Source organism: Candidatus Solincola tengchongensis, from assembly GCF_015711935.1.
Classification (GTDB): Bacteria; Actinomycetota; Geothermincolia; order Geothermincolales; family RBG-13-55-18; genus Solincola_A; species Solincola_A tengchongensis.
On record NZ_JACVJJ010000103.1, the window covers coordinates 56244 to 80688 of the forward strand.

20 protein-coding genes and 1 riboswitch are annotated in these 24445 nt (G+C 64.3%); of the genes, 2 read left to right on the forward strand and 18 right to left on the reverse strand.

What is annotated here, in order from left to right; genetic code table 11:
- Positions 1-96: 96 nt before the first annotated feature.
- Complete coding sequence (locus H7007_RS10255) at positions 97-498, forward strand: hypothetical protein (RefSeq protein WP_287155159.1); 402 nt, start codon at positions 97-99, stop codon at positions 496-498.
- Between the two features lie 332 nt (positions 499-830).
- Here H7007_RS10255 and H7007_RS10260 read toward each other — a convergent pair whose 3' ends face one another.
- The 15 genes from H7007_RS10260 to H7007_RS10330 all read right to left on the reverse strand — a co-directional run bounded on the left by H7007_RS10260 (position 831) and on the right by H7007_RS10330 (position 18491).
- Positions 831-1991: a hypothetical protein gene (locus H7007_RS10260; RefSeq protein ID WP_287155160.1), complete on the reverse strand. Its 1161-nt coding sequence runs from the start codon at positions 1989-1991 to the stop codon at positions 831-833.
- Between the two features lie 466 nt (positions 1992-2457).
- Positions 2458-3714 (reverse strand): acyl-CoA dehydrogenase family protein, encoded by a 1257-nt coding sequence (locus H7007_RS10265; protein ID WP_287155161.1) that lies wholly within the window; start codon positions 3712-3714, stop codon positions 2458-2460.
- 13 nt (positions 3715-3727) lie between these two features.
- On the reverse strand, positions 3728-4837 hold the full coding sequence (locus H7007_RS10270; RefSeq protein ID WP_287155216.1) for an acyl-CoA dehydrogenase family protein: 1110 nt from the start codon (positions 4835-4837) through the stop codon (positions 3728-3730).
- Positions 4838-5035: 198 nt separating this feature from the next.
- Complete coding sequence (locus H7007_RS10275; protein ID WP_287155162.1) at positions 5036-5677, reverse strand: TetR/AcrR family transcriptional regulator; 642 nt, start codon at positions 5675-5677, stop codon at positions 5036-5038.
- Positions 5678-5766: 89 nt separating this feature from the next.
- Entirely contained in the window at positions 5767-7314 is a 1548-nt protein-coding gene (locus H7007_RS10280) for a phytoene desaturase family protein (protein WP_287155163.1), read from the reverse strand.
- A gap of 12 nt (positions 7315-7326) precedes the next feature.
- On the reverse strand, positions 7327-7497 hold the full coding sequence (locus tag H7007_RS10285; protein WP_287155165.1) for a hypothetical protein: 171 nt from the start codon (positions 7495-7497) through the stop codon (positions 7327-7329).
- A 107-nt stretch (positions 7498-7604) separates the two neighbouring features.
- The gene (locus tag H7007_RS10290) at positions 7605-9386 is read right to left on the reverse strand and encodes a dynamin family protein (RefSeq protein WP_287155166.1); all 1782 of its coding nucleotides are present in this window, start codon (positions 9384-9386) and stop codon (positions 7605-7607) included.
- A 35-nt stretch (positions 9387-9421) separates the two neighbouring features.
- Positions 9422-9483: riboswitch (Fluoride riboswitch) on the reverse strand.
- A gap of 344 nt (positions 9484-9827) precedes the next feature.
- A complete protein-coding gene (locus tag H7007_RS10295) occupies positions 9828-10574 on the reverse strand; it encodes an HAD family hydrolase (RefSeq protein ID WP_287155167.1) in 747 nt (248 codons plus the stop codon).
- Between the two features lie 278 nt (positions 10575-10852).
- Positions 10853-12070 (reverse strand): zinc-dependent alcohol dehydrogenase, encoded by a 1218-nt coding sequence (locus H7007_RS10300; RefSeq protein WP_287155168.1) that lies wholly within the window; start codon positions 12068-12070, stop codon positions 10853-10855.
- Between the two features lie 59 nt (positions 12071-12129).
- Positions 12130-12915, reverse strand: a complete 786-nt coding sequence (locus tag H7007_RS10305; RefSeq protein WP_287155217.1) for an enoyl-CoA hydratase/isomerase family protein — start codon at positions 12913-12915, stop codon at positions 12130-12132.
- 111 nt (positions 12916-13026) lie between these two features.
- Positions 13027-13692: an arsenate reductase/protein-tyrosine-phosphatase family protein gene (locus H7007_RS10310; RefSeq protein ID WP_287155169.1), complete on the reverse strand. Its 666-nt coding sequence runs from the start codon at positions 13690-13692 to the stop codon at positions 13027-13029.
- A gap of 184 nt (positions 13693-13876) precedes the next feature.
- Positions 13877-14398, reverse strand: coding sequence for an O-acetyl-ADP-ribose deacetylase (locus H7007_RS10315; protein WP_303646200.1), 522 nt, complete (start codon positions 14396-14398; stop codon positions 13877-13879).
- Positions 14399-14584: 186 nt separating this feature from the next.
- Positions 14585-16567, reverse strand: a complete 1983-nt coding sequence (locus tag H7007_RS10320; protein ID WP_287155171.1) for an NAD(P)/FAD-dependent oxidoreductase — start codon at positions 16565-16567, stop codon at positions 14585-14587.
- Between the two features lie 78 nt (positions 16568-16645).
- A complete protein-coding gene (locus H7007_RS10325; RefSeq protein ID WP_287155172.1) occupies positions 16646-17416 on the reverse strand; it encodes an SDR family NAD(P)-dependent oxidoreductase in 771 nt (256 codons plus the stop codon).
- Between the two features lie 172 nt (positions 17417-17588).
- On the reverse strand, positions 17589-18491 hold the full coding sequence (locus tag H7007_RS10330; RefSeq protein WP_287155174.1) for an MBL fold metallo-hydrolase: 903 nt from the start codon (positions 18489-18491) through the stop codon (positions 17589-17591).
- 918 nt (positions 18492-19409) lie between these two features.
- Here H7007_RS10330 and H7007_RS10335 point away from each other — a divergent pair.
- A complete protein-coding gene (locus H7007_RS10335; RefSeq protein WP_287155175.1) occupies positions 19410-21743 on the forward strand; it encodes a DUF2207 domain-containing protein in 2334 nt (777 codons plus the stop codon).
- 362 nt (positions 21744-22105) lie between these two features.
- On the opposite strand, the gene H7007_RS10340 is transcribed toward H7007_RS10335, so the two are convergent.
- The 3 genes from H7007_RS10340 to H7007_RS10350 all read right to left on the reverse strand — a co-directional run bounded on the left by H7007_RS10340 (position 22106) and on the right by H7007_RS10350 (position 23974).
- Entirely contained in the window at positions 22106-22480 is a 375-nt protein-coding gene (locus H7007_RS10340; RefSeq protein ID WP_287155176.1) for a hypothetical protein, read from the reverse strand.
- A 433-nt stretch (positions 22481-22913) separates the two neighbouring features.
- Positions 22914-23600, reverse strand: coding sequence for a hypothetical protein (locus H7007_RS10345; protein ID WP_287155177.1), 687 nt, complete (start codon positions 23598-23600; stop codon positions 22914-22916).
- Positions 23597-23974, reverse strand: a complete 378-nt coding sequence (locus tag H7007_RS10350) for a hypothetical protein (RefSeq protein ID WP_287155178.1) — start codon at positions 23972-23974, stop codon at positions 23597-23599. Before H7007_RS10350 ends, H7007_RS10345 begins: the two co-directional genes overlap by 4 nt.
- Positions 23975-24445: the final 471 nt, after the last annotated feature.

A 24445-nucleotide genomic window follows, 5' to 3' on the forward strand; every position in this document is an offset into this window, starting at 1 on the left:
TTCTCCGCCGTCCTGGGGGTTAAATTTCGCCTCGCATCCTCCGATAAAATATAACGCGCTGCATGTTCACGCTTGAATCGGAGGTCAAACTTCCCCATGGAAGCTCGCGAACTGGCGGAAAAGATCGCCTTGCTCCTCCTGGAGAGGGGGCACCTCTACGACGAGGACATCGGCTACGAGTTCGGCGTGGACGACTTCGAGGTCATCAAGGCCAAGAACATCCTCTGCCGTTACTACGGAATCGCGGTGGAGAAATGGAACCGCGAGGACGGTGAGGACCGCCAGGCCCTGTTCCTTCTCCCCGAGTTCAGCGGCCCCGAGGCTGCTGAGCTCATCAGACGCGTCTTCCACGATCCCGACTTCAAGACGAGGCGGAGGTTGCGGGAGGAGGCGCGCAAGTCCGAGATACGGGGAGAGGTGAGGGAGATCCTGAGCCGCCTGAAGGAGGAATGGGGCGATTTCCTTCCCCAGGGCAACACCGGCAATCCCGGGACCTGAGAGCCTCCAACCCAGGCGGCCGGGAAGACGATGAAGAAAAATGCGCGGCCGGTCGATATTTTCGCCTCCTCTCACGAGCACCTTCAAGACAGGTTTTGCTTATCTCTTGTGGCCTCTTGCGGCCATGCCGTCACCGCGAAATCTCTCTCCTGCCGCTATGTCGTCACCGCGACACGTAAGAGGTGGCAGACGAGGTGCGGTCACGGGGGGTCGGGAAAACTTTTTTCATCCTCAGGAGTGGGTAAGGACCACTCTCTCCTTGCGATGCCTTCCGGCATCGCCACGCGCGTCGAACACGGGTCTCCCAGGAAAGGGGCCTGGAGCGGAAAGGGTCATCGGAACCTCACCCGGACCTCCAGGCGGGCTTTGCTCGTCCTCTCCCACTCCCAGGAGACCGGCTCCCCGCGCGACAGGAAGGCGGCCGTGATACCGGCCACGATCGGATAGTTGAAGGGGTTCTCCACACAGGCCTCCAGGACCCCGGCAGCGCCGCGGGTGAAAACGGGGTTTCCCATCCCCCGGTAGGCCAGGAAGAAGAGATCGCGCACCCTCTCCTCCGGTCCGCGCCTCTTCCACTCCAGCCCGGGAAGAAGGCGGCTCACGATCTCCTTTATCTCCCGCGCCAGAAGGTCGTCGAGCTCGGGGAGGTGGCTGCTCTTTATCTCCAGACAGGCGGCGTTTATCCCCGCCGTGTCCAGCATGGCCACCGTCTCCCCGTTGTGGGTATCCAGGATCAACCCCCGGGCGGTGTCCCAGGAGAAGAAGCTCACCGGGAAGGGAGCCTCGCAGTACCCGCACCTCCGGTAGACGATGTTTCCGGGGAGGGAATCCTCCTCGAGTCCGGTTATGTCCGCTGCATGAGCTTCTTTCCTCCCCACGGTGACCCCGAATCTCTTCTCCCCTTTCTCCTCCCAGAAGCTCACCTCGGCCTCCCTCCCCTCACCCGCCTGCACCGCTCCCAGCACGTCGCCGGCGAACAAGGCCTCGCTGTAGCATTGAGTGCACCCCACCAGGAGCTCGCGGCGTTTCCGGTAGGAGATCACACGGGCATCCGCCAGCCCCAGGATGCGCGCCTGTTCACAGAGGAAATCATAGAAACGCCTTCCCCCAAAGGGGAATTTTCCTACCATCTTTTTCCACCCGGTCATCAGGGAACGGACGTAAAGAAAGGCGTCCAACGCCTTGCAGCGGGTGAGGATATCCCCCGTCTCCCCACCCAACATTTCCGTTGCTCGCCGCAGGATGCCCTCCACCACCCTGCGTTCCATTATCACCAGCCTCTGGGAGGAATCGCGGCTCAGGATACGCCCGTCGTCGCTCCAGGAGTGATTGCGGGAGATGGAAAGGGGGACCCCGCAGTCCGGGCAGAGGCGTAGAATGGGGCGCTTCAGGGAGAGGCCACGGGAGCGAGCCCACATCCCGTTCGGACGGGATGTGCCCTGATCCAGAAAAGGGCCCTTCCTCTGCCCGGGCGCGCTCCTCGCGTTGTCCATGACTTGAGATTCCGCCTCTCCCGGGCGCCGGACGGGCCTTTCTCCGTAAGCGCCCGCTTCAGCCGTTTTCCAAAGAGCGCCGCGACGGCCGTCCAACGCCCCTAACCGTCCCGCGAACTACACCCGCCGGACTCGTCAATCCAGGTCGCACTAATTCTAACACGCCCCTCAATATGCATCGTCACCCGGCGGCGGGGACTGAAGCGCGGCTGGAAAAGGCGCACCCGCCACCGTTCCCCGCACTTGCCCCCACACGGCACGGGTCCGGGCATCCGGCTCCCCGTTCCACCGTATCCTTCAAACGAGGTCATTTTCCCATCCTCGTACAACCCGCGTCACGCCGCACACCTTTTCCGCCCATCCGCGCCGAGGTACGCAAAGGGGAGGGGGCGTATCGCCCCCTCCCTTCCTTTCGCGCCATGTCCCCACCCTGCGGGGAGCACCGCCCCCGCACTCGGGCTCGCCTTTACTTGAGCTGCTCGCGGGAGAAGCCCAGGATGCGCCGGGCGGTAACCAGGAGCTGTATCTGGCCCGTGCCCTCGAAGATGTCGTTGATCTTGGAGTCGCGCATCCACTTCTCCAGGAGGTACTCGCGGGAATACCCGAGGGGCCCCATGAGCTCGACGGCCTTCTGGGTGATACGGGTCACCGCCAGCCCGGCCTTGGCCTTGGCCATGGAGGCCTGGAGGTCGTTGCGCAGGCCGTTGTCCAGCATCCATACCGCCCGCCAGGTGAGCAGCCGGGCCGCCTTGAGGTCCGCCTCCATCTGCATGATGTCCCTCTCCAGGGAGGTCATGCGGTTGGGGTTGATCCCGTAGCGCAGCTCCACACCCTCCTCCTTGAGGGTCTCCTTGATGAAGTCCAGGGCGGCGCGCCCCACCCCGATGGCCATGGCCGCCACCAGGGGCCGGGTGGCGTCGAAGGTGGCCATGACCTTCTTGAACCCCTCGGTCTTGGTCTTGTCCACCACCTCCGGGCTGCCCAAGATGTTCTCCTTGGGGATGCGGCAGTCCATGAAGGAGATGGAAACGGTGTCGGAGCAGCGGATGCCCAGCTTATCCTCGATCTTGGTGATCTGCATACCCGGGGTGCCATGCTCTACGACGAAGGGCTTGATGCCCGCCCTTCCCGCGGAGCGGTCCACGGTGGCCCAGACCACCACGAAACCCTCCGAGTCCTCCAGGGCGCTCTTGCCCGAGGTCACGAAGATCTTCTCCCCGTTGAGCACCCACTCGTCACCGTCCAGCACCGCGGTGGTCTTTATGTTGGCGGTGTCCGAACCCGCTTCCGGCTCGGTGATGGCCATGGCCCCCCACACGGGCTTGTCCCCCGAGAAACGGGCCAGGAACTTCTCCTTCTGCTCCGGGGTCCCGCTGGCCTGCACCGCCGCCCCTCCCAGCCCCGGGCCGGGGAAGGAGAGGGCTATGCCCGCGTCCCCCCAGAAGATCTCCTCGATGGTCACCGCTCCGGCCAGGTTGGTCTCCCGGGGCTTTTTCTCCTTGGGCTCCGCACCCTCGGCCTTCTCTTCCTTGCCTCCCGTACCGAAGGCCCCGGCCATGCCTCCGCCCATGAACTTCTGGACCATGTTCAGGAGGTCCCAGGGCTTCTCGTGCTCGTTCTCGTCGTAGTGGCGGGCGATGGGCCTTATGGCCGACTCGGCGAACATGTGGATCATGTTCTTGGTGGCCTTGATGCGCGGCGAGAGCTCGAAATCTATGGTCATCTTCCCCACCTCCTTAAACCATGACCATGCCCTCGAAGGTGGCGAAACCGCGCGCATTGCGGAACCACAGCTCCACGGGATTGTCGCGGATGTAGCCGTGCCCGCCCATGATCTGTACCCCGCGGTCACAGACCATCATGGCCATGTCCGCCGCGTAGTTCTTGGCCAGGGCGGCCTCCTTCTCGAAGTCCATGTCCTTGTCGCAGCGCCAGGCGGCCTCCCACACCAGGAGGCGCGTGGCGTCCACCTCGATGGCCATCTCGGCGATCATGAAAGCGATGGCCTGGCGGGACCCTATGGGCTCCCCGAAGGCGATCCTCTGGGTGGCGTAGTCCCGCGAATGCTCGAGGGCCCTGCGGCTCATGCCCACCGCCAGCGCGGCAAGGGCCAGGCGGGAACGGGAGAGCAGGCGCAGGAAATCGCACCCGTCTTCCTCCCCCAACCGGCATACCAGGGGTACCCGGCAATCCTTGAAGTTCACCGGGTAGGTGGCCAGGGCCTTGATGCCCATGTTCTTCTCCCGGTCCCCGATCTCCACGCCCTTGGTCCCCACGGGAACGATGAAGGCGTCCACCCCGGAGAAGCCCATCCCCGGGCTGGTGGCGGCGAAGACCAACATGTGGTCCGATTCCTTGGCCAGGGGGACCAGGCACTTCTTGCCGTTGATGACGTACTCGTCACCGTCCCTCTCCGCCACCGCCCGCATAGCCGAGGGGCAGAAGTTGTAGTAAGGCTCCACCAGAGCGCTGGAGGCCGCCTTGTACTCCTCACCGCAGAAGGCCGGGAGATACTGCTTCTTCTGCTCCTCGGTCCCCTGGTCGAGTACGGAGATGGCCAGTACGGAGGGGGCCATGAGATGCATGGCCATGGACAGGTCTCCCCACCCCAGCTCCTCCAGGGCGATGACCCCCGTGAGGGCGGAGAGCTCCTCCCCGAATCCTTCGTATTCCTCGGGGATGCAGCCCCCCAGAAGGCCCAGCTCCCAACCCTTGGCGATGACCTCCTGGGGAATCTCCCCAGACTCGTCGCTTTCCCGCATGGCCGGCTGCATGAGGTCGGCGGCGAAGGAGGATACGGTTTCCTGGACCAACTTCTGTTCGTCGTCCAACTCGAACGAAACCATACGCTTCACCCCTTACTTCTTTCCGGCTGCCACAACTGACTCGTCCCGGCTGCGGAAAAGGCCGAACGTGTCCGCCACCACCGGCCTTTCCCGGTCGCACTCTCGTCCGCCTTCCTTTCCTCTCTCCACCTCCTCTCGGAGAAACCTATGGCTTTTCGACGACCTTACCTTAAAACGCGCTCTTTAGGAAGGGCCTCATCACGGTCTCAGGGCGCTGCGCAAGGCGCGCCCCACGTCCCCTTCCGCCGGAATGAGGGCTCTGATGTGGTATTCCACGATGGTGTCCGCCAACTCGTCGACGTCCATCCCGTTGCCCTTGAGCAGGTGCTCCATTATGAGGTAGACGGTGGACCCCATGACTATGGAGGTCACCACCTCTATGTCGCAATCCCGCATCATCCCCTTCTGGGACATCAACCGGAACTCCTCCCGGAGCCATTGCCTGGCCAGGAGGGAGAGCTCCTCCACGCGCTCCGAGAAATCCTCGTCCCTCCCCAGCGCCTCGCGGTAGACGATGCTGGTGAGGTCGGGGTTCTCGCTGTGATAGCGCAGGACGCGGGCCATGTTGTCCCTCCAGGTGCGCAGGACCCTTCCCTTCCCGGAGAGGGCCTCCACCAGCCGCCGGTGATTCTCCTCCAGCACCTCCGCGTAGCCCTGGAAATAGGCCTCGATGAGCTCTCTGAAGATGTCCCGCTTGGATTCGAAATAGAGGTAGAAGGTCCCGCGTCCGATGGAGGATTCCTCCACGATGTCCGAGACCGAGGAAAGGCGGTACCCCTTTCTGGAGAACACCTTGGCGGCGCTGCGCAGGATATGCTCACGGCGTTCGGAAGCCTTCATCCTTCTTTTTGGAACTGACATGTCATTACTTTATCCGGAGCCGCCTCTCAAGTCAACCGGGCTACCGCCCGCTTCCCCGCCAAGGGACATCAACGCAGCCGCCGGTTCCAGTCGTTGAGGATTACGGCCGCGTCGGCGACACCGGATATCATGGCCCCCGGCACCCCCAGCCCGGGGTTGGTGCACTGGCCTGCCAAGTAGAGTCGGGGCACCAGCCGGGATCGGTAATTGGGCCGGAAAGGCCCCAGGTTGGTGAGGCTCATCTCGATGCCGAAAAAGGCTCCCTCGGCCACATTAAGCCGCCTCTCGAGCTCCGTGGGGGGCACGGAATCCAGCCACTCCACGGCATCCGCCAGGCCCGGCAGGCACCGCCCGTCCAGGAAGCGCACCACCTCCCAGGCCCACTCCTCGGCGATGCGGTCCCAGTCGTGGTAGCGGAGCCGGTAGGGGGCGATGTAGAAGACGGAGAGGACGTCCTTCCCCTCGGGCGCCAGGCCGGGATCGTCGAAGGTGGGGCACACCAGCAGGTAGGCGCCGTCCGCCGGTCGGTAGAGGAGGCCGCGGTCGTAGTAATCCACCCAGATGTTGTCCACCTGCTCCCTGGGGTTGGCCACCAGGGACATGTGCGCGCGGATGCCCTCGAGCTTCCTGGAGAGCCCCATGTGGATGAGGGGCGCGGGTATGGAACAGGGCTGCCTGCGCACGGTCCGCGCCGCCCAGGAGGGGAGGTTCTCCTCGCCTACCAGTTTGAGATAGGTCACCCTGGAATGTGCCGTGGACACTACCGCCCTGGAGGTGAGGGCGGTGCCGTCGGTAAGCCTCACCCCCCGCGCCTCGCCCCCCTTGATGATCAGGCTTTCCACCTCGGCTCCCAGGCGCACCTCCGCCCCGAACCCCTCGGCGATGCGGGCCAGGGCCGTGGGTATGGCTATCATGCCCCCGCGGGGGTAGTAATAACCCATGCGCCCCATGTGGGCCATCATGGTGAAGAGCCCGGTGCAGCGGTGGGCGGGGAGCCCGGCGTAGAGGTTCTCCCAACCGAACATGAGCTGGAGGCGCGGGTGGCGGAAATAGTCGCGCACGCAGCGGTCCATGTTCCTGAAAAGGAGCTTCAGGTTCACGGGCAGGGCGTAGAGGAGCTCCCGGTTGGCGGCCAGGCGGGCTAGACTGGTAATCTTTGTCAGGTCCTGCAGCGCGGGGAGGGGGCGGCGCACGAAGGCCAGGTAGGCATCGAAGAGTTTGCCCATCTCCCGGCAGTAGCGGTAATAACCGTCCACGTCGCCCGGCGAGATACTCCGCACCACCTCGGCCATGGCGTCGATGTCCCTGGGGAGCGGGTAAGCGCTCCCGTCCTCGAAGTACACGTGATAGACCGGGTCTATGACCTTCCAGTCCAGGTAATCCTCCAGGCGCAGGTCCAGGAGCTCGAAGAGCTTGTAATAGAACTCGTGCCCGATGACGAAGATGGCTCCCACCTCGGGGCGGAACCCGTTGACGTCGTAATTGGAACAGCAACCACCTAGCCTTTCCAGGCGCTCCAGTACCGCCACGCGCAGCCCGTGCTTGGAGAGCAGAGACGCCGCGGTCAGCCCGCTCACCCCGGCGCCCACCACGATGACGTCGTACCTATCGGACATGCCCGCCACCCCCTAGAGGAACACCCGGAAAGGTAACTCGCGGAGCTCGAAGATGGTTTTACGCAATCTGCGGCGGGCCTCCTCGTCCAGCCTGAAGGCCAGCACGAACCCTACAACGAGGCCAGCGGCCAGAGTGATGGCCAGGAGTGCAGCGCGCCCGCGGGTCACGGAACCTGGTTCCATTGCTTACCTCCCGAATCCCCGGTACCCCTCCCAGGGCGCGCCTTCATGTGGGTAGGCGTCCAAGGGAAGTTTAAGCCTTTATCCCCCGCCGCACAACCCGGCTCGGGTCAGGATGCGCGGGGCTCCGAGGCGATCTGCCCCATCACCTTTTCCAGCCTGTTCCTTGCCTCCGTCAAGGCTCTCCGCTTCTCCGCCAGCTCATCCTGCACCGCCTGGAGCGCCTCCGCCCCTTCACGGATTTCGCCCAGGGCTTTCTCTATCCCCCTCTCGATGGCTTCAAGCGTCCCTTGTATCACCTCGTCCACCCGGTAGGAGAGGGCTCCCATGCTCTTCTGGAGACGGAGGAAGAAATCGTAGCGCACCCTGCCGCAATGGCGGTCGAAGAGGGTCAGCAGCTCCTCCCTCCGCCTCTTCCTTATCAGGCGCCGGGAAAGGCCCCTGGGCAGCATGTTGGTCAAGGCCCCTATGAACACCTCCAGGTCCGTCAGGGGGTCCTCCATCTTGAACCAGAACTCTCCCTCGTCGCTCAGGACGATCTCCGCCTCCAGGCGGGGAAGCGTGAGGCCGAAATGCTCACCGGCTATCTCCAGGATGCGGTTGGCGATGGCATTGGCCTTCTCCATGTACAGGCTGGCCATGGACCGGAAGGCCTGGGAGAGGCGTTCCTCCTGCGTGTGCCTCCAGGAGATGAAGGTCTCCATTATCTCCGTACGGATGAAGTCGGAGAGGGCCGCGTTCAGGGCGGAGCCGGAGAGCGCTGCGTTCCTCTCCAGGAAGGCGTCGAAGCGCTCCAGCAGAGGCTCCGTCTGCTCCCTCTTGAAGCGCTCCACCTCCTCGTCCAGCGACTCCTTGATCAGGCGTTCGTGATCCCCACGGATGAGAAAACGGACCTCCTCACGTTCCCTGCTTATCGACCCCATCTGCTCCCGGAAGGATTTCACCTTCCCCTCCAGCTCCTCAAAGGGATGTTTGAGGAGCGCGAACTCCAGCTCCAGAGAGGCGTATTCATCCTCCAGCAGCCTCCTGAGCTTCCTGGCGCAGGATTCCAGCAGCAACCTCCCCTTTTCCCTCATCAGGAACTCCTCCAGCACGGCCGTGAATCCCGGAAGGCCACTCCTTTCAAGCAGTGCCGCGTCCCCCGCCACGGCCGCCTTGAGGGCCGTCTTTGCCGAAAGGGGGTGGATCACCACCTCCTCGAGGTCCACGGCCTCCGAGATGACCCTGTGGTTGAAGGCCAGGGACTCATCGAGGTCCTCGCTCCCCAGATAGTCGACCTTGTTCTGGACGAAGAAGACCTTGCGGACGCTGCTCCGTATGCGGTGGAGGAACTCCAGTTCCGAGCGACTCACCGGCGGGTCCGCCGAGAGCATGAAGATGACCGCGTCCGCGTGCTCCAGGAAGGAATACGCCGTTTCGTCGTTGTGGAGATAGGTGGAACCGGTTCCCGGTGTGTCCACCAGAGATACCCCGTCCCTCAGGAAAGGTGAGGGGTAGTGGACCTCTACGTATCTCACCCTCAGGCGGTTCTCCGGGTTTCCCTTCTCGGTCACGAAATCCGGAAGGGCCTCAGCCGCTATTTCCTTCACTCCCCCGTCCAGAAAGTGAACCGTTGCCCCCAGCTTTTCCCCATAGCGAATAACGGTGTTGATGGAGGTGAGGGGCACCACCGAACTGGGGAGGACCTCCGCCCCCAGGAGACTGTTGATGAAAGTGGTCTTGCCCCGCTTGAACTGCCCCATGACCACAACGTGGAAGTTCTCCGCCTCCAGCTTCCGCCTCACCTCTCCCAGTCCCTCGCGGAGCGTCCCGGAAACGGGGTAAGTGGTACCCGTTTCCAGATCCTGGACGATGGCTATGAGGGATTCGCGGATCTCCTTGTACGAATTCATCCTGTCTCACCTGCCTAATAAGAAAAGCTCCTACCTACGCGGTAGAAGCTATCAGCCCCCACCGGGGCAAAGGGCGAGCTTCATCGCCGTCTCTTCCGCCTCCATTCGAAGGCGGCATCCTTTTCGATTATAGCCCTGCGCATTGGGGCGTCAACCTCGGGGCGTCAAGGGAGACAGGGCACCTCCGTTCTCGCGCCCTCGTCTCCGTTCCGTGCCCACGTATCCTGAAATACGCAGGCGGGTATGAGGTGCCTCGATGTGAAATGTAGCCCGGCGCATGGGGGCGCCAATTTCGGGGGGAGCAAGGTCGCTGCTGCTCCGTTGCACCCGGCCCCGTCCGCACCTATGAGCTATGAATCCACGGCCTGGATAGTGAGATGTTGCGGTTTTCGCCCGGTGTCGGGTTGGCCCACGCGGGCTTGACCTCTGGAGTTTCGGGGTCTAGCCGCTCTCCTCAGCGGTCGAGGGCTCCTCGAAGGGGTCGAAGGTCAGCCGCACGGCGCGGCTGGGCTGCGTGTAACCTGCCGGCGTGCTCCAGCGGAGCACCGGCCAGCCTCTCTCCTCCGCCAGACGGCGCAATCTCCCCTGCGGGTTCACCGCCACCGGGTGGCCCACGGCCTCCAGGAGGGGCAAGTCGGCCAGGCTGTCGGAGTAGAACCAGCAGTCCCGCAGATCCACTCCCCGCGCCGCGGCGTAGGAGCGCGCCAGCTGTTCCTTGCCCTCCCTGTAAGGGAGGGGCCGCTCCAGCTCGTCGGTCAGGTAGCCGTTGCGCACCGGGGCCACGGCGGCTATCTTGTCGTCCGCGCCCAGCTGCACCCTGACCTTCTCACATATGTACTCACCGGCCGCGGTGGCGATAACCGTGAGGTGACCACGCGCCCGGTGTTCGGCGATGCATTCTTCTCCCTCCCGGAAGAGGCGGGGCATGATGCAAGCCTCGTAGGCCTCGTCGAGCATACGGATGAGCTCGGCGATGGGGTATTTTCCGCATTCCCGGAAAGTCCAGCGGTAGACCTCCTCCCGCGGCAGGCGGTTGAGGCGGTAGAGGACGGTGAACTTCAGGGCCTTCCATACGGCTTCCCATCCCAGGAGACCTTTCCTGACCATGTAGGCCACCACCAGGTTTCCGTTGGCCCCGTCGAGCAGGGTGTGGTCCAGGTCGAAGAAAGCTATAGGTTTATTCTCCATTGTTTTCCAATCTCATCTATTCTTTTCTTTTCAAACCTTCACTTATACCAACAGCTCCCGGAAAGAGTGCCATAATTTTCCTGACATTACCAACGCCGTATCCCGCAGCTTGGCCGACAATTCATATGCACGCCCCCTTTGCAAACTTCCGCATCGCGCCGCTCGCGCGTCCCGTACGGCCACATTCGGACGCTACGGGCAGATAGGGCAAGCCGTACCGGCCACCTATTATTTCACCGTCTCTTCTCCCCGCGCCCTCCAGTAACCGGCTCTCGCCGTCATGGCGTGAAGACCACCTTGATCGCCTGGTGCTTCCCTTTGTTCAGGGCCACCTCGAGGGCCCTGGGATAATCCTCCAGCCTGAAGCGGTGGGTGACCAGGCGCGAGAGGTCCACCTTGCCCTCCTCGAAGAGGCGCAGGGCGAGGGCGAAGGTGTGTACCCTCTCCCCCTCCCATTCCTCCTCCTGATAGGCGTAGATGCCGCGCAGGGTCAGCTCCTTCAGCCAGACCGGGGTCCAGTCTATGTGTTTGGGTTCCCCTATGCCCAACATGTTGTACCAGCCGCCGCTCTTCAGGATGCGCAGGGAGGTGTGCACGGTTTCCGTGTTCCCTACGGCGTCGAAGACCCTGTCCACCCCGCCCACGAGAAGGGGTTTGACCAGTAGCGGGGTGTGCATCTTGGCTCCAGTGAGCTCGGCCACCCGGCGGTAGAAATCCTTGCCTCCCGGGCGCAGTACCTCCTCCGCACCCATCTCCCGGGCCACCTGGGAATGGAAGGGATCCACCTCCGCGGCCAGCACCTTCACATCCGCACACAGGGCGCGTAGGGCGGCGATGGTGCACAGGCCCATTACCCCGCATCCGAAGACCAGCACCGTCTCTCCCGGCTGTGGGCGGTTGGCCAAGACCATGTGCAGGGTGGTGGCGAAGGGCTCGGTGAGCACGGCGTTCTCGTCGCTGACTCCCGCGGGTACCTTGTAGATCTGGGAGACGTGGGCCAGGCCCATCTCGCTTATGTATCCATGGACCTCCGCCGTGTTGCCCTCTAACATCCCCGCCGGGAGGCTCCCCTCGGTGAAGTTCTCGCACAGCTGGTACCTACCCCGGGCGCACATGGGGCAGGGCGGGTCAATCCCGCGCTGGCGGCACCCGAGGACGGGCATCACGGTGACCCGGTCGCCCGGCTCGAAGCCCTCCACGGCCTCTCCAACCTCGGCGATCTCCCCACACACCTCATGGCCGATGACGAAGGGGAAGGAGGAGAAGGGAGCCAGGGTGAGGCTCTCGCGGCAGAGGACGATGCTCAGGTCGCTTCCGCAGAACCCGGAGAGCCGTGGCCGCACCTTCACCCATTCCGGCCCGGGCAGCCGGGGATCTTCGATCTCCCTCACCCCCGCCGGAGCCAGCCCAGTGGTCAGGACCTGCGGCCACCTCCGGGCCAGGGCTCCGGTGAGCAGGTATTTCGGTATGTTGTACTCGAATACCAAAGCTTTCATGCCCCTCCCCTCCTCCCGCAAAAACCCGAAGCCGACGCTTTAACCATTATAACACGGGGTCAGCGCCCTTTGAACTCCGGCTTCCGCTTCTGGAGGAAGGAGGTTATCCCCTCCACCACATCGGCGGTGGACACGGCGATGCCCTGGAAGGTGGCCTCGAAGTCCAGGCAGGTCGAGAGGTCGGACTCGAAGGAACGGTTGAGCATGCGCTTCATCATCCCTATGGCCCGGGTAGGCCCCTCGGCCAGCTTCCCGGCCAGCTCCATGGCCTCCTCCATGAGCCTCTCGTGGGGCACCACCCGGTTCACCAGGCCCAGCTCGTAGGCCCGCCGGGCATCCACGGGCTCCCCGAAGAACATCAACTCTTTGGCCCGCGCCAGGCCAACCAGGCGGGGCAGAAAGAAGGTCCCCCCGGCGTCGGCCACCAGGCCGCGCCTCACGAAGACCTGGATGAAGCGCGCCCTCTCCCAGGCCACCAAAAGGTCGCAGGCCAGGGCGAAATTGCATCCCGCACCGGCGGCATCGCCGTTCACCGCCCCCACGACCGGTTTCTCCATCTCCGCCATGGTCCTGATGAGGCGCGAGTAGAGGCCCGCCGAGAGCCGCATACCCATCGGGGTATGCCCGTCGCTCCTCGCTCCTCCGCCGGTGAGGTCGGCGCCGGTACAGAAGCCCCGCCCCTCCCCGGTGACCACCACTGCCCTGACCTCGTCGTCCTGCTCCAGTTCCTCGAACCTCCTGGTCAGGGCTAGGAGCATGTTGAAATTGAAGGCGTTCAGGACCTCCGGGCGGTTGAGGGTCACCACCTCCACGGCCCCCTCGCGCCGGAAGAGCACCTCATCCATGTTCACCTCCTTGTCCTGCGTTCTCTTTCTCCTTTACCGTCCTCTTCGCCGCATGGCCGGAATCATATTCCATATCCATATATGAGACCCGCCGCAACCGCCCTTCCCAGCTCAAACGGTGGAGAGCCGCAGGAGGTCGGGGCCAGCGAGCTCCCGCACGCACCCGCGTATCTCCTCCGCGGTGCGGCGCATGAAATCCATGGACTGGCCCAGAGGGTCGTCGATGGTGAAGCGGTGGTCGTAGAGGTGAAAGTAATGGAGGAAGAAGAGCTGGAGTTTTTCGTTCAGGCCTCCCTCTCCCGGCCCGCTCTCCAGGCCTTCTATGTGCCTTATCCACGCCTTCAGTTCCTGGAGGCGTTCCTCGGGGCTCCGGGACCGCAAACGGTGCCCCTTCTCCCGGCCCTGGATGACGAACTCCTTGAGGGTGAAGACCTTGCCCACCGTCTCCTGGTGCCTGGTGAGAAGACGCTGGCTGTTGTGCATGGCCATGGTCAGTATGAGGTCCGCCCTCTCCACGTCCTCCTCCCCCAGGGACCGGGAGCGATGCGCGGAGACGTCCAGCCCCCATTCGGACATCACCTCGAGGACCTCCCGCGGCGGAGGCTGCCCCTCTCGCGCGTCCAGCCCCGCCGAACCCACCTTCACCTCCGCCGCAGCGGGTCCGGAATCCAGGACCTCCCGCAGGAAGGCCTCGGCCATGACGCTGCGGCAGACGTTTCCCGTACAAACGAAGAGGATCTCCAAACGTCCTCCCCCGTCCCTCTCTCCGGTTACCAAGACCCTTTCTTCTCTGCCCTGCGTGAAAATGCCACCATCACGCCGGCCCGAGTTCCACAGCGGCTTTTTTTCTGGCGCTTCGACTCCCTCCGCGTCGGCGGACCTCCGCCTATGCCGGCCGGCCACGGGTGTGGACAACATCGGCGGGCCGGGCTCCATGCATCCTCGGAGTCGTGCCCGGCCCTCAACCGCCGAATATCTCCTCGACCTTTTCCAGGTAGACCTGGAGGTCCCCCTCGCTGAAGCAGACGAAATAGACCTTCTTCAGGGCGGGGTTGGCCTCCAGCACCTCTTTAACCGTGCGCATGGCGATGGGCGCGGCACGGTGGATGGGGAACCCGTAGGCCCCGGTGGAGATGGAGGGGAAGGCCACCGTCTCCAGTCCATGCTGCAGGGCCAGGGCCAGGCTGTTGCGATAGCAATCGGCCAGGAGGGAGTCCTCGTTACGGTCCCCCCCGTGCCATACCGGGCCCACGGTGTGGATTACGTGACGGGCGGGAAGCCGGTAACCCTTGGTGATCTTCGCCTGTCCGGTCTCGCAGCCGCCCAGGGTTCGGCACTCCTCCAGGAGCTGGGGCCCTGCCGCCCGGTGAATGGCCCCGTCCACCCCACCTCCTCCTAAAAGGGACCTGTTGGCGGCGTTGACGATGGCGTCCACTTCGAAGGTGGTGATGTCTCCCTTGGTGATGACCACCCTTCCGTCCATGTATTCCTTCACCGCGAACACCCCCTTCCATTCGTCTCTCGTCTCATGACCTCTCTGCAGTGGCGCTCCCAGGTTTTTCCAACCATTCAGGCCTTTCTTTGAACCTTCGGGCTTCCCGGCACTTGCTTATGACGCTTGACGGGGAGGTTCGGGGAGCATCCGGCCGCAGACCTTCTCGTCCCTCCTTTAACCCCTTCCTTCTTCCTCCGCTTCCTCGGGATAGAGGAGAGCCCTGGCCGCCGCGGCTCCCTCGTGCACGGCCTCCAGGAGGCGACGCGGCTCCACCGCATCCCCGGCCGACTCCGTCTTAAGGCCCAACTCGGCGGCGGCCTGCAGCGGCTCCCTCCGCGGGACGGAACCCACCGCCCACACCACGCTGTCCGCCTCCACCTCCTCCTCCACACCCCCCACTCGACGGATAACCGCACCCGAGGCGGTCACCTTAATCACCCTGGCCCCCAGGAGGAGGCGCGCTTCGTCACGCAGGCGGCGGTGGAGGTAATACCCGTGGGAGGTGAGCGGGGAGACAGGCGGCGTCTCCGCCTCCTCCACCACGGTGACCTCATGGCCACGAGCGAGGAGGTAATCGGCGGTCTCCATGCCCACGAGACCCGCTCCCACCACCAGCACCCGCTTTCCGGGCCTCACATGCTCCAGGAGGACCTCCCTGGCCTCCAGGTTGTGGGAGAGCTCCACACCCGGCAGGGAAGGTATGACGGGTTCCGAACCGCAGGCGGCCACCACTCCCTCCCAATCTTCCTCCGGGAGCGCCTCCCGCCAAGAGGACCGCCCCGCCTCCACTCTTACCCCCAGTCCCTCCAGGCGGCGGACCGCCCAGTCGACCCATCTCCGGTAAGGCTCCTTGTGGGGAGGCCGGGAGGCTGACCGCAACTGCCCTCCGGGTTCGTCCTCCCTTTCCACCACCCGGACCTCAGCTCCCCCTTCCCGGAGGGTGATGGCCGCCTGGAGGCCCGCCGGCCCGGCCCCCAACACCAGGAAGGGGCCCTTGCGTCCCCGTGTGCCGCGAACTAGGCGCCATTCGTTGCCGCAATCCGGGTTCACGGTGCAGGTCACGGAACGGAACTCGAACATCAGGCGCTCGATGCACCCCTGGTTGCAGGACAGGCAGGGCCGGATGTCCTCATGTCTCCCCTCCATGGCCTTGGCCAGGAAGTGGGGGTCGGCCAGGTGCTGGCGACCGAAGGCCACCATGTCGGCGTGCCCCGAGGCCACCACCTCCTCCGCCAGGCGGGTGTCATGGAGCTTCCCCACCACGATGACCGGGACGCCCACCGCCTCCTTTGCTCGAGCCGCGTACTCCACGTTTATCCCTTCCGGGTGATGAAGCCCGGGACAGGTTGGGTTGCCGGGCGAATCGTACACTCCCCGGGAGACGTGGAAGGCGTCCACGCCGTCCTGCACCAGCAAGGGCAGGAGGGGCAGGAGGTAATCCAGGTCGTAGCCTCCCTTCACGTCCTCGGAGGCCGAGAAGCGGAAGATGACCGGAAAATCGCGACCCGCCCCCTCCTTCACCGCCCTGACCACCTCCCGCGCGAAGCGGAAGCGCCCGGGCGCGTCGCCGCCGTACTCGTCGTCACGACGGTTGGAATAGGGGGAGAGGAACTGGTTGACCAGGTAACCGTGCGCCCCGTGTATCTCCACGGCGTCGAAACCGGCTTCCCTCGCCCTCCTGCCCGCATCCGCGTAGCGGGATACCAGTTCCCCTATCTCCTCTCTGGTGAGGGCTCGAGGCATCTGCCCCATGGCCCTGCTGGGGATGGGCGAGGGGGCGACGGGCTGATCCCCTATCACCTGGGGAAAGGTCTCCCGCCCGGCATGGTGGAGTTGCGCCGCCACCGCGGCTCCCGCCCCCTTTACCGCCCGGGCCAGTTCCGAAAGCCCGGGCAGAAAGGAATCGTCGTAGATGCCCAATTCGGAGGCGAAGCCCTTTCCCAGGGGATGCACGGCCATCACCTCGGTGATGATGAGCCCCACCCCTCCCTCGGCCCGCGTCCGCAGGTAGGCGGTTAGCCTGGGGGTGACCTCGCCCCCCACGGAGGCGTATCCGGTTCCCATGGCAGGCATCACCGTGCGGTTGCGGAGCAGGAGCCCACCGAGGCGCACGGGCTCCCAGAGGGAGGGCTTCGCCTTTCCCTTATCGCTTCCCATGCCATTATCTCCCCAATTCCCGCCTTCGTCGGTCCTCTCCCGCTCGTCGCCCTGCGCCCGCCACCGGGGAGGGAAGCATCAGGCGAAGACCTCGCGGCCCCCGTCCACGAGGAAGACCTGCCCCGTCACGTAACTCGAGGCCTCGGACGCCAGATAGATGGCCAGGCCCACGATCTCCTCCGGCTCCGCTATCCTGCCCAGAGGGATGGAGGCCAGGGCAGTCTGGAGGATGGCCTCGTTGCCCCACAGGGCCTGGCTGAAATGGGTGCGCACCAGCCCGGGGGCTATGGCGTTCACCCTCACCCCTTTGGGCCCCCACTCCTGGGCGAAGACCTTGGTGAGCATGTTCACCGCCGCCTTGGATATGGAATAAACTCCCAGGAAGGGGGTGGGGCAGAAACCGGCCTCGGAGGAGATGTTGATCACCGAGCCCGAACCCTTGTCGCACAACACCTTCCCCACCTTCTGGGTCAGGAAGAAGACCCCCTTCACGTTGACGTCCATGATCTTGTTCCAGGCCGCTTCCTCGATCTCCGCCGTGCTGCAGAAGACGGGGTTGGTGGCGGCGTTGTTCACCAGGATGTCTATGGTCCCGTACCTGTCCAGGGTCCCCTGGACCAGCCTCTCGATGCCCTCGAGGTCCCCCATGTGAGTGGGGATGACGTGGGCTTCCCCTCCCCTTTCCTGGATGCCCCTGCGTACCTCCTCCAGGGCCTCGGCCTTGCGGCTGGCCAGGACCACCTTAGCCCCCATCTCGGCGAAACCCTCGGCGATGGCCTTCCCTATGCCGCGGCTCCCGCCGGTGATGATGGCCACTTTGTCCTGCAGCGAAAACTTCTCCCTGTACAACCCGACCTACCTCCTTCCGTTACCCTCCCAGGAGACGGACTTCCCACCGTCGCCGCCCCTCGCGGCAACGGCCGCCGAGCCCGCATCCCGTCCCGGGCATGTCGCTCCCGTTCCTATCCCGACCGTAATAGTATAATCCTTCGGGACGCGGTCATCGCTCCTGCTCCGGCGTTCACGGGTAGTGAGGAAAGCCCACCGGGCCGACCAAAGCTGGAGGCGGGCGGGTGCCCTCAGAAGGATGATCCCCCAGCTCCAAGCAGTTTCCGGCCTGGGTGAAGATGAAGCGTTTTCCGAAGGCGGCGGCCAGCCGGCAGGCCGCTTCCTGCCCTGTGCAGTGGGAGAAGGCCAGTCGCAGGGGGTCCATGTCCCGGAAAGCGGATATGGTTGCCGTGAGCTGCTCCTCTCCCAGGAAGGCCAGGTGCGATCCCCCCACCACGGCCAGTATCCTCTCCTTCCCGGCGACCTTGCGGGCGTAAAGGCAGGTATTCACCGCTCCCGCATGGGCACACCCCAACAAGACCACCAGTCCCTCTCCGGCATCCACCACTATCCCCTGGTCGTCGAGGAAGGGATCCGCCACCAATTCGCCGTCCCTTTCGCACTTCAAATCGGGGTCGCCGGGCTCAAACTCCGTGCGCCGGGGTATCTCCCCGGTCACCCATACCCCGTCCGCCAGCTCCAGCGGCCCGGTGTTCTCCTCGACGAGTGCGCCCGCGCTTTCCAGGAATTCCCTCCGCCAGGGCATGCCGATGAACCGCCAAATATCTCCTCTCTGGTAATATTTGGAATCAAAAGCATTGGGGTGGCATATGACCCTCTTCGGGCCCGTGCGCTGCAGCAGGAAAGGCAGCCCCGCCGTGTGGTCGTAGTGCCCGTGGGAGAGGACCACCGCCTCCACCGAGCGCAGGTCCAGACCCAGCCGGTCCGCATTGCGACGCGCCACCTCCCCCTGCCCCGTATCGAGGAGGAACCTCTTCCCCTCCACCTCCAGGAGGAGGGATAGCCCGTGCTCCGCCTCGAACACCGGCGGAGCCGCCGTGTTGTCGGAGAGCACCCATATCCTCATTGCCCGCATGTCCGCCCCTTTCTTCTCCGTGCCGTGATAAGACTGCAGACCACCCCTCCCCCGTCCTCAGACGCATGCATCGGCACGCTTGAGCGCCTTTGAATCGTCCTCTCGAACCTTTCCGAAAGGAGGGCTCCCGCCCGTAACGTTCGCTCCTGGAGAGATGGCCATGAGGCATTGCCTCCACGACCTCTCCTTGCCCCGCCTTTACCGACATAGGCCCGGGCATCTCCCCCAGCCTCCCGCCAACCCCGGCCATCCGCATGGCTGGACGTTCTCCGGCACATGCATTTTATCATCGTCTAACTGCCTTTACCGCCGTTCCCCCACACCTTCGCCCACCCGCCGCCTCCCCTTGAAGCGGGACCATGAAACCTCTGGCCGCCGGTAAGCGAGATGTCTCGTCGGCCCGGGAACCACGCCGTGGCCTTCGAGTGGCGTATGTGGGAAGCAACCGTTACAAGGCCTACGCGCCTGATGGCGGAGAGCGACGTAAAGTTCCTTACCCGTAAAAAGGAAAAAGCCGGCAGAAGCGAGAGGCCGCAACCTCTCAGGATATCCCATCGCCTCGGAAACGCGCCCTGCCCTCGGGACCAATGCCCCCGAGGAGCCTTTTCCGGTCGGCAGGCGGCAAGTGATCGATTTCGAGGGAACTCGCCATGCCACAAGCTTGTGGGGGAGGGCGGCTTGGATAGCTATCCGAAGCGGGGTGAAAGAGCCCTTCTTTTTATGTTTAAATAACCTGAAGGTGCCCGTAACCCCGGAGTCGATGGCATGGACGACCGCATCTTACACCGACGTACGGGAAGCGGAAAGGCTTTTCCTCTCCGCAGCCGCTCGCATGAACCTGAAGTGCGCCGAGGCAAAGGGACCATACACCGATTTGCCCTCCTTCACCGGTTGTCGCAATCCCGCCCGTCGACATTGATGGCCACCTTGTTTCTCCTGGCCTTCGCGACGGCTCTCTTCTCCCCCGCCGCCCATGCCCAGCCTACCTATACCTACGAGGCCTTCCATTCCTCCTTTCTGGTGCACGCGGACGGGATGGTTACCGTGCGGCACCGCGTTACCTATCTCTTCCAGGACCCCTCGGGATGGGTGGGGATCACGGTGCCCGTCGAACTGGGCAGGGTGGTCGAGGCGCGGGTCCTGGACGGCGGTGGCGAACCGCTCCCCGAGGACCTCTGGGACCTGGAGCAGGACGAAAAGGGGGCCGTCCTGTGGTTCAACTCCTCGTCGTCCGGTGCATCGTCCACCGTGATCTACGAGTACACCGTTTCCGGGGCCCTCGAGGTGGAGGGAGAACGGGCGGTATTGCGCTGGACGGGAGTGCCCGTGGAGCGCTCCTCGCCGGTCATGGAATCATCCGTCTCCGTGGAGCTTCCCGCGGCCGTCGCCCACGGCGAGCTGCTGATGCAGGTCAAGACCACGGGGTATAAGGGGCACGTGCAAAAGCGCGTGGTGGGCGACCGGATCGCCATCGCCGAGCTGGAGAAGCTGGAAGCGCGGGCCTCCTTCGAGTTCACCGCCTCCTGGCCGGTGCGCATCATGGACCTCACCGGTGCCGGCTTCGCCTCCACGGGACCTGCTGCCCCGGAGGAGGAGTCTCCCGGTCCCTCGAAGAGCTGGGGGTTCGAACGCTTCGACGTGGACATCACCGTGCACCCCGACGCCACCTTCACCGTGCGCGAGACCCAGGTGGTGCGCTTCCGGGGAAGTTTCACCTACCTTACCCGTGACATACCCACCCATGCGGCGGTATTCGAGGAGGGAAGGACCTACGGCAAGGTCCGCCTTTACGACTTCGCCGTCTATGACCTGGGGGGAAACCCCCTGGACCCTGCCACATGGAAGGTGGAGGACGTGGAGGGCGGTAAGAGGGTGCGCATCTCCTTCCAGGCCACCGACGAGACCCTGGGATGGACCATTGAATACCGCGTGAGCGGTGCCCTCATATTCGCCCCTCAGTACGACCGCCTCTACTGGAACGCCGTCTCCCGTGCCAGGGAAGCGGATATCCATTCCTCCAGGGTTACGGTGCGGCTGCCCGAGGGCGCGGATCCGGAGGAGGTGGCGACCGCGCTGTATGTGGACCCCTTTACGCCGCCACGGGAATACCGCTCCGGCAGGGATGACGGCCTCCTGTGGTGGGAAGCCATGGGTGTCCCGCCCTATACCACTTTCACCATCGATGCCGCCTTTCCCAAAGGCCTGGTATCGGTCCCCTGGACCTACCGGAGCGTGGCGGGCATGGTGGGGATAGCCTCCGGTTCCGCCATCCTTCTGGGGACCCTGGCTTTCATGCTCGCCCTCTGGTGGAGGAAGGGAAGGGATGCGGGAGGCCGCAGAGGCCATGCAGTGCGCTACGACCCGCCGGAGGGCTTGCCTCCCGCCGTGGTGGGCATGCTGGTGCGACAGAGGCCCGAGGTCGTGGATATCACCGCCACCATCGTGGACCTGGCCGTGCGCGGCCACCTGAGGATCTTCGAGGAGGAGAGAAGGGGTATCATCAGGCGGCGCGTCTTCGGGTTCCAGCGCCTGAAGAAGGAGCCCTCCGGGCTATTGCCTTACGAGGAGAGCTTGCTCCGCCACCTCTTCGAGTCCGGAGAGAGGGTCACGGAGGAGGACCTCCAGGACAAGTTCCATGCTCACCTGCAGCCCCTCAGGGAAGACATAAGGAAAGAGGCCGTGTCCCGCGGGCTGTTCTCGCGCGACCCGGCCAAGGTGCGGCGCACCTACCTGTACATCGGACATGGGCTCATCGGCCTTTCTGCCGCCCTGTTCCTCCTCCTCTCGCGCTGGTTCGACCTCGGCTGGCTGTTGGTGCCCGTGTTGGCCCCGGCACCGGCGGGGCTCGTCGTCTGGGCGGTGGGATGGGTCATGCCCCGGCGCTCGCGTGCCGGTTCCCGCGCCTACGGGGAGGCCATGGGCTTCAGGGAATATCTGGCTATCGCGGAGAAGACGGAAATGGAGCACATGGAGCCGGAGGACTTCGAGAGTAACCTCCCCTACGCGCTCGTACTGGGCGTGGCCGAAAAATGGGCGAGGAGGTTCGAGGGCCTCTACGACAAACCACCCGGCTGGTACTCCGCCGCCGATCCCGTAAGGGGGCCCGTGGCGTTGGCTAAAAGCCTGGAATCAATGCACGGAAGCCTCTCGCGCACTTTTTCTTCAAGGCCCTCCTCCGGAGGATCTGGTGGGGGTTTCGGAGGCGGGTCCGCCGGGGGCGGCTTCGGGGGCGGCGGGTCCTCCGCCGGTTGACCGCGCTCCCGGCGAGGGGGTGACGGCCAAGGGAATCATCAAAGGACACTCTCATCCATGCTCTCATCCATGCGCAGGGGCGAAGGCCGTCTGGAGCCCACGGGATTCCAGAATCGGTCCCGTGAGCCGTAAAAAGGGGGCCGCCCTCCCCAAAAAGCACCGTGTCGGACGGCCGTTCGGCTCCTCAAGCGGCAGGAAAGGCGCCTTTCGCCAATGCCCCCACCCAATCCGGTATCCGAGACCCATCTCGGATCACAGGATTGACCGTGGTCATCCATGCGGGTTGCCCTCTGAAACTCGGAATATGGCCCCGGCATCAGCGCGGGAGATCACTATCGTGATCCATGCGGTCATCGTGGCCTTCAGTGATGGGGGTGTTCGTGAGGGTGCTCGTGGGTGTGCTCGTGCGGGTGCCCATGCTCTCCCTCCACCGCCTCCGGGTGCTGGTGGCCGTGGGGATGGAGGTGCTCGTGCTCATGGATGTGAGTATGAGGATGGGAATGAGCCGATGCCGACTGTAGGCGTACGGCGGCCTCCACGGCTTCCTGGAGGCCCTTCCGGGCCTCGTTCAGGCCCCTCCTGGCCTCTTCCAACCCGGCGGATACCTCTTCCCAACCCAGGTTGAGGGCCAAGGCCTCCATCTGGGCCAGAGAGGAATCCTCCTCCCGCAACCGCGCCAGCTCCTGGCGGAGGATGACCTTCAGCAACAGCGGTGACCGGTCCTCATGCTCGCTCATGTGGAAAGCACACCCCCCGTCATTCCGTCCAGCGGCCAAAGCCCTCCATGGGATCCGTTTGAAGGGCATCCGTGGTCCGCTTACCCATCGTACCGCTTTGATGCAGCCGGCGCTATGGTCCGCATGCCCGGCACGTCCGAATCGCCTGGGCCACCTTCCCCGTGGACAAACTTCTGCAAAGAGACCCGCTCTCTTTTTGGGAAGCAGACCTCAAACGCCAGGCATCACCGGGCCCGACCTCCTCCCCGTGCGCCGGAACGCCCTCGCGGCAGGACCCGGCTCAAGCTCCCGCATCGGATGCCGGTACAAGCGGCTGCCCGACGACGTGGCCTCTTGCTCGCACTAAGGCTTCCCTGCGTTTGATAGCTTGATATATATTCGGAAGCGCCGCAGTGGGGGCAAGGGCTGTCCCGTAAGGCTCGCATCCCGGAATTCAGGCGGGGCTTACGTGAACCTCGAGATACCCGTCCCGGGACATCTCCCAGGTGACCCGGCTACCTTCCTTCCCGACCACCACCTCGTAGGCGCCCTGGAAAAGCCCCGCCAGGACCAGCGGGACGCAGGCGTTGTGGAGGGCGAGGTCCAGGCCCTCCCTGCCCAAGCGGATGTCCTCCAGCAGCCCCAGCCCGCGTACGGCCAGCATCTTTCCGATGCCCTCCGTGCCGCCTTCCAGCTCCTCTCGGCGCAGGGTGCGCACGGTATACCTCCGCTGGGCCTCGATGATGGTCTCCGGGATGGTCTCACCCAGCTCGGATTCCAGGTCCTCAAATACCGCCTCCAGTCCGGAAGGGCCGAAGATGGCCATCCTCCGCCCCGTGGAGGGATCGGTGATCGTCCCCAAGGCCTCGTCCCAGCGACAGGAGGCCACTGCCGCGGGTACACCGCAGGCCCGGCACTTGTCGAGCTCCAACTTTCCCGGCCGATAGGCGTAACGCGGAGGTTGCAGCCTCTCCGCGAGCTCCAGGGGATGAGAGCCGACGGAGGTGGTCACCTCGTAAGAGTTAGGCGCCACTTCCTCATAGCGCACCCAGCACTCGCGCCCGTCGATGGCCTCCCAGGCCCCCAGGATCTCCCCGCATAGGAAGTATAGGGAATGGGGGTTGCTCACCAGCATGGTCACACGTAATCGTCGTCCCGGAAGTGCACCCTCTTTTGCGCAAGGCGCACGTGCCCGAAGCCGTAGGCCATGCCGTTGACGCTGAGGCGCCTGATCATGGGCTTGAGGCCCACGTAACGGGCCACCTTTCTCACCGGCGCCGGCATGAGGTTCTCCACGTATTCCTTCGTCTCACGGCGCTTACTCTCGATGACGATGTGCCCTATGGGCACCCCGATGATCTCCTCTATCCCCCGGAAGAGCTGGTCCAGGTTCTCCGATTCGTAGAAGATCATGCGGTGATCGGGATCCCTGGTCTGGACGATGACCCCGTTTTCCCGCCAGGTCAACTCCTTTCCCACCAGGGTGGGGACCCCGCAGCCAGCGCACCGCCTCATCGCCTTACCTCCCTTTCCCCGTAAGTCCGATAACGGCGATCCTGCCGAAAGGATTTTCAGGTCCTCATGGACTCCAACCAGCCTCCTAAAAGGAGAAAATGTCGCAAGAAGATCGTACCCTTCAGATGCCGTGCAAATTTTCGCCCTTGTCCTGGTAGGCCCCTTCTCCGATCCGTGCCTCGCGTTCATAAACTAAATCGGCACCTCACTCCCGGCCTTTAATCCTCATCGTGCGCATGCCGTATCCCGGCTCCGCCTTCTGCGCTTTCCCCGCCTCGCTTTTCACGACCGTGGTGGAGCGGTGCTTCGCATGCGCCTTCCGCATCGGCATCGGGGCCGACGAGGGCCTCCCGGGTTGGGGAGCTCTCCTCTAATAGCCCTCTAATAGTAATAATTGCCAAGAATGGGGCTGGATGCCTCAAAAATGCGGGCTGTTCCCTCCCCAGGAGTCTCCCCAGCGCAAGGCGCCCG

Coding starts and splice junctions, on each gene's coding strand:
- H7007_RS10255 (WP_287155159.1), top strand. CDS start 97: ATGGAAGCTCGCGAACTGGCGGAAAAGATCGCCTTGCTCCTCCTGGAG.
- H7007_RS10260 (WP_287155160.1), bottom strand. CDS start 1,991: ATGGACAACGCGAGGAGCGCGCCCGGGCAGAGGAAGGGCCCTTTTCTG.
- H7007_RS10265 (WP_287155161.1), bottom strand. CDS start 3,714: ATGACCATAGATTTCGAGCTCTCGCCGCGCATCAAGGCCACCAAGAAC.
- H7007_RS10270 (WP_287155216.1), bottom strand. CDS start 4,837: ATGGTTTCGTTCGAGTTGGACGACGAACAGAAGTTGGTCCAGGAAACC.
- H7007_RS10275 (WP_287155162.1), bottom strand. CDS start 5,677: ATGAAGGCTTCCGAACGCCGTGAGCATATCCTGCGCAGCGCCGCCAAG.
- H7007_RS10280 (WP_287155163.1), bottom strand. CDS start 7,314: ATGTCCGATAGGTACGACGTCATCGTGGTGGGCGCCGGGGTGAGCGGG.
- H7007_RS10285 (WP_287155165.1), bottom strand. CDS start 7,497: ATGGAACCAGGTTCCGTGACCCGCGGGCGCGCTGCACTCCTGGCCATC.
- H7007_RS10290 (WP_287155166.1), bottom strand. CDS start 9,386: ATGAATTCGTACAAGGAGATCCGCGAATCCCTCATAGCCATCGTCCAG.
- H7007_RS10295 (WP_287155167.1), bottom strand. CDS start 10,574: ATGGAGAATAAACCTATAGCTTTCTTCGACCTGGACCACACCCTGCTC.
- H7007_RS10300 (WP_287155168.1), bottom strand. CDS start 12,070: ATGAAAGCTTTGGTATTCGAGTACAACATACCGAAATACCTGCTCACC.
- H7007_RS10305 (WP_287155217.1), bottom strand. CDS start 12,915: ATGGATGAGGTGCTCTTCCGGCGCGAGGGGGCCGTGGAGGTGGTGACC.
- H7007_RS10315 (WP_303646200.1), bottom strand. CDS start 14,398: ATGGACGGAAGGGTGGTCATCACCAAGGGAGACATCACCACCTTCGAA.
- H7007_RS10320 (WP_287155171.1), bottom strand. CDS start 16,567: ATGGGAAGCGATAAGGGAAAGGCGAAGCCCTCCCTCTGGGAGCCCGTG.
- H7007_RS10330 (WP_287155174.1), bottom strand. CDS start 18,491: ATGCGGGCAATGAGGATATGGGTGCTCTCCGACAACACGGCGGCTCCG.
- H7007_RS10335 (WP_287155175.1), top strand. CDS start 19,410: ATGGCCACCTTGTTTCTCCTGGCCTTCGCGACGGCTCTCTTCTCCCCC.
- H7007_RS10340 (WP_287155176.1), bottom strand. CDS start 22,480: ATGAGCGAGCATGAGGACCGGTCACCGCTGTTGCTGAAGGTCATCCTC.
- H7007_RS10350 (WP_287155178.1), bottom strand. CDS start 23,974: ATGAGGCGGTGCGCTGGCTGCGGGGTCCCCACCCTGGTGGGAAAGGAG.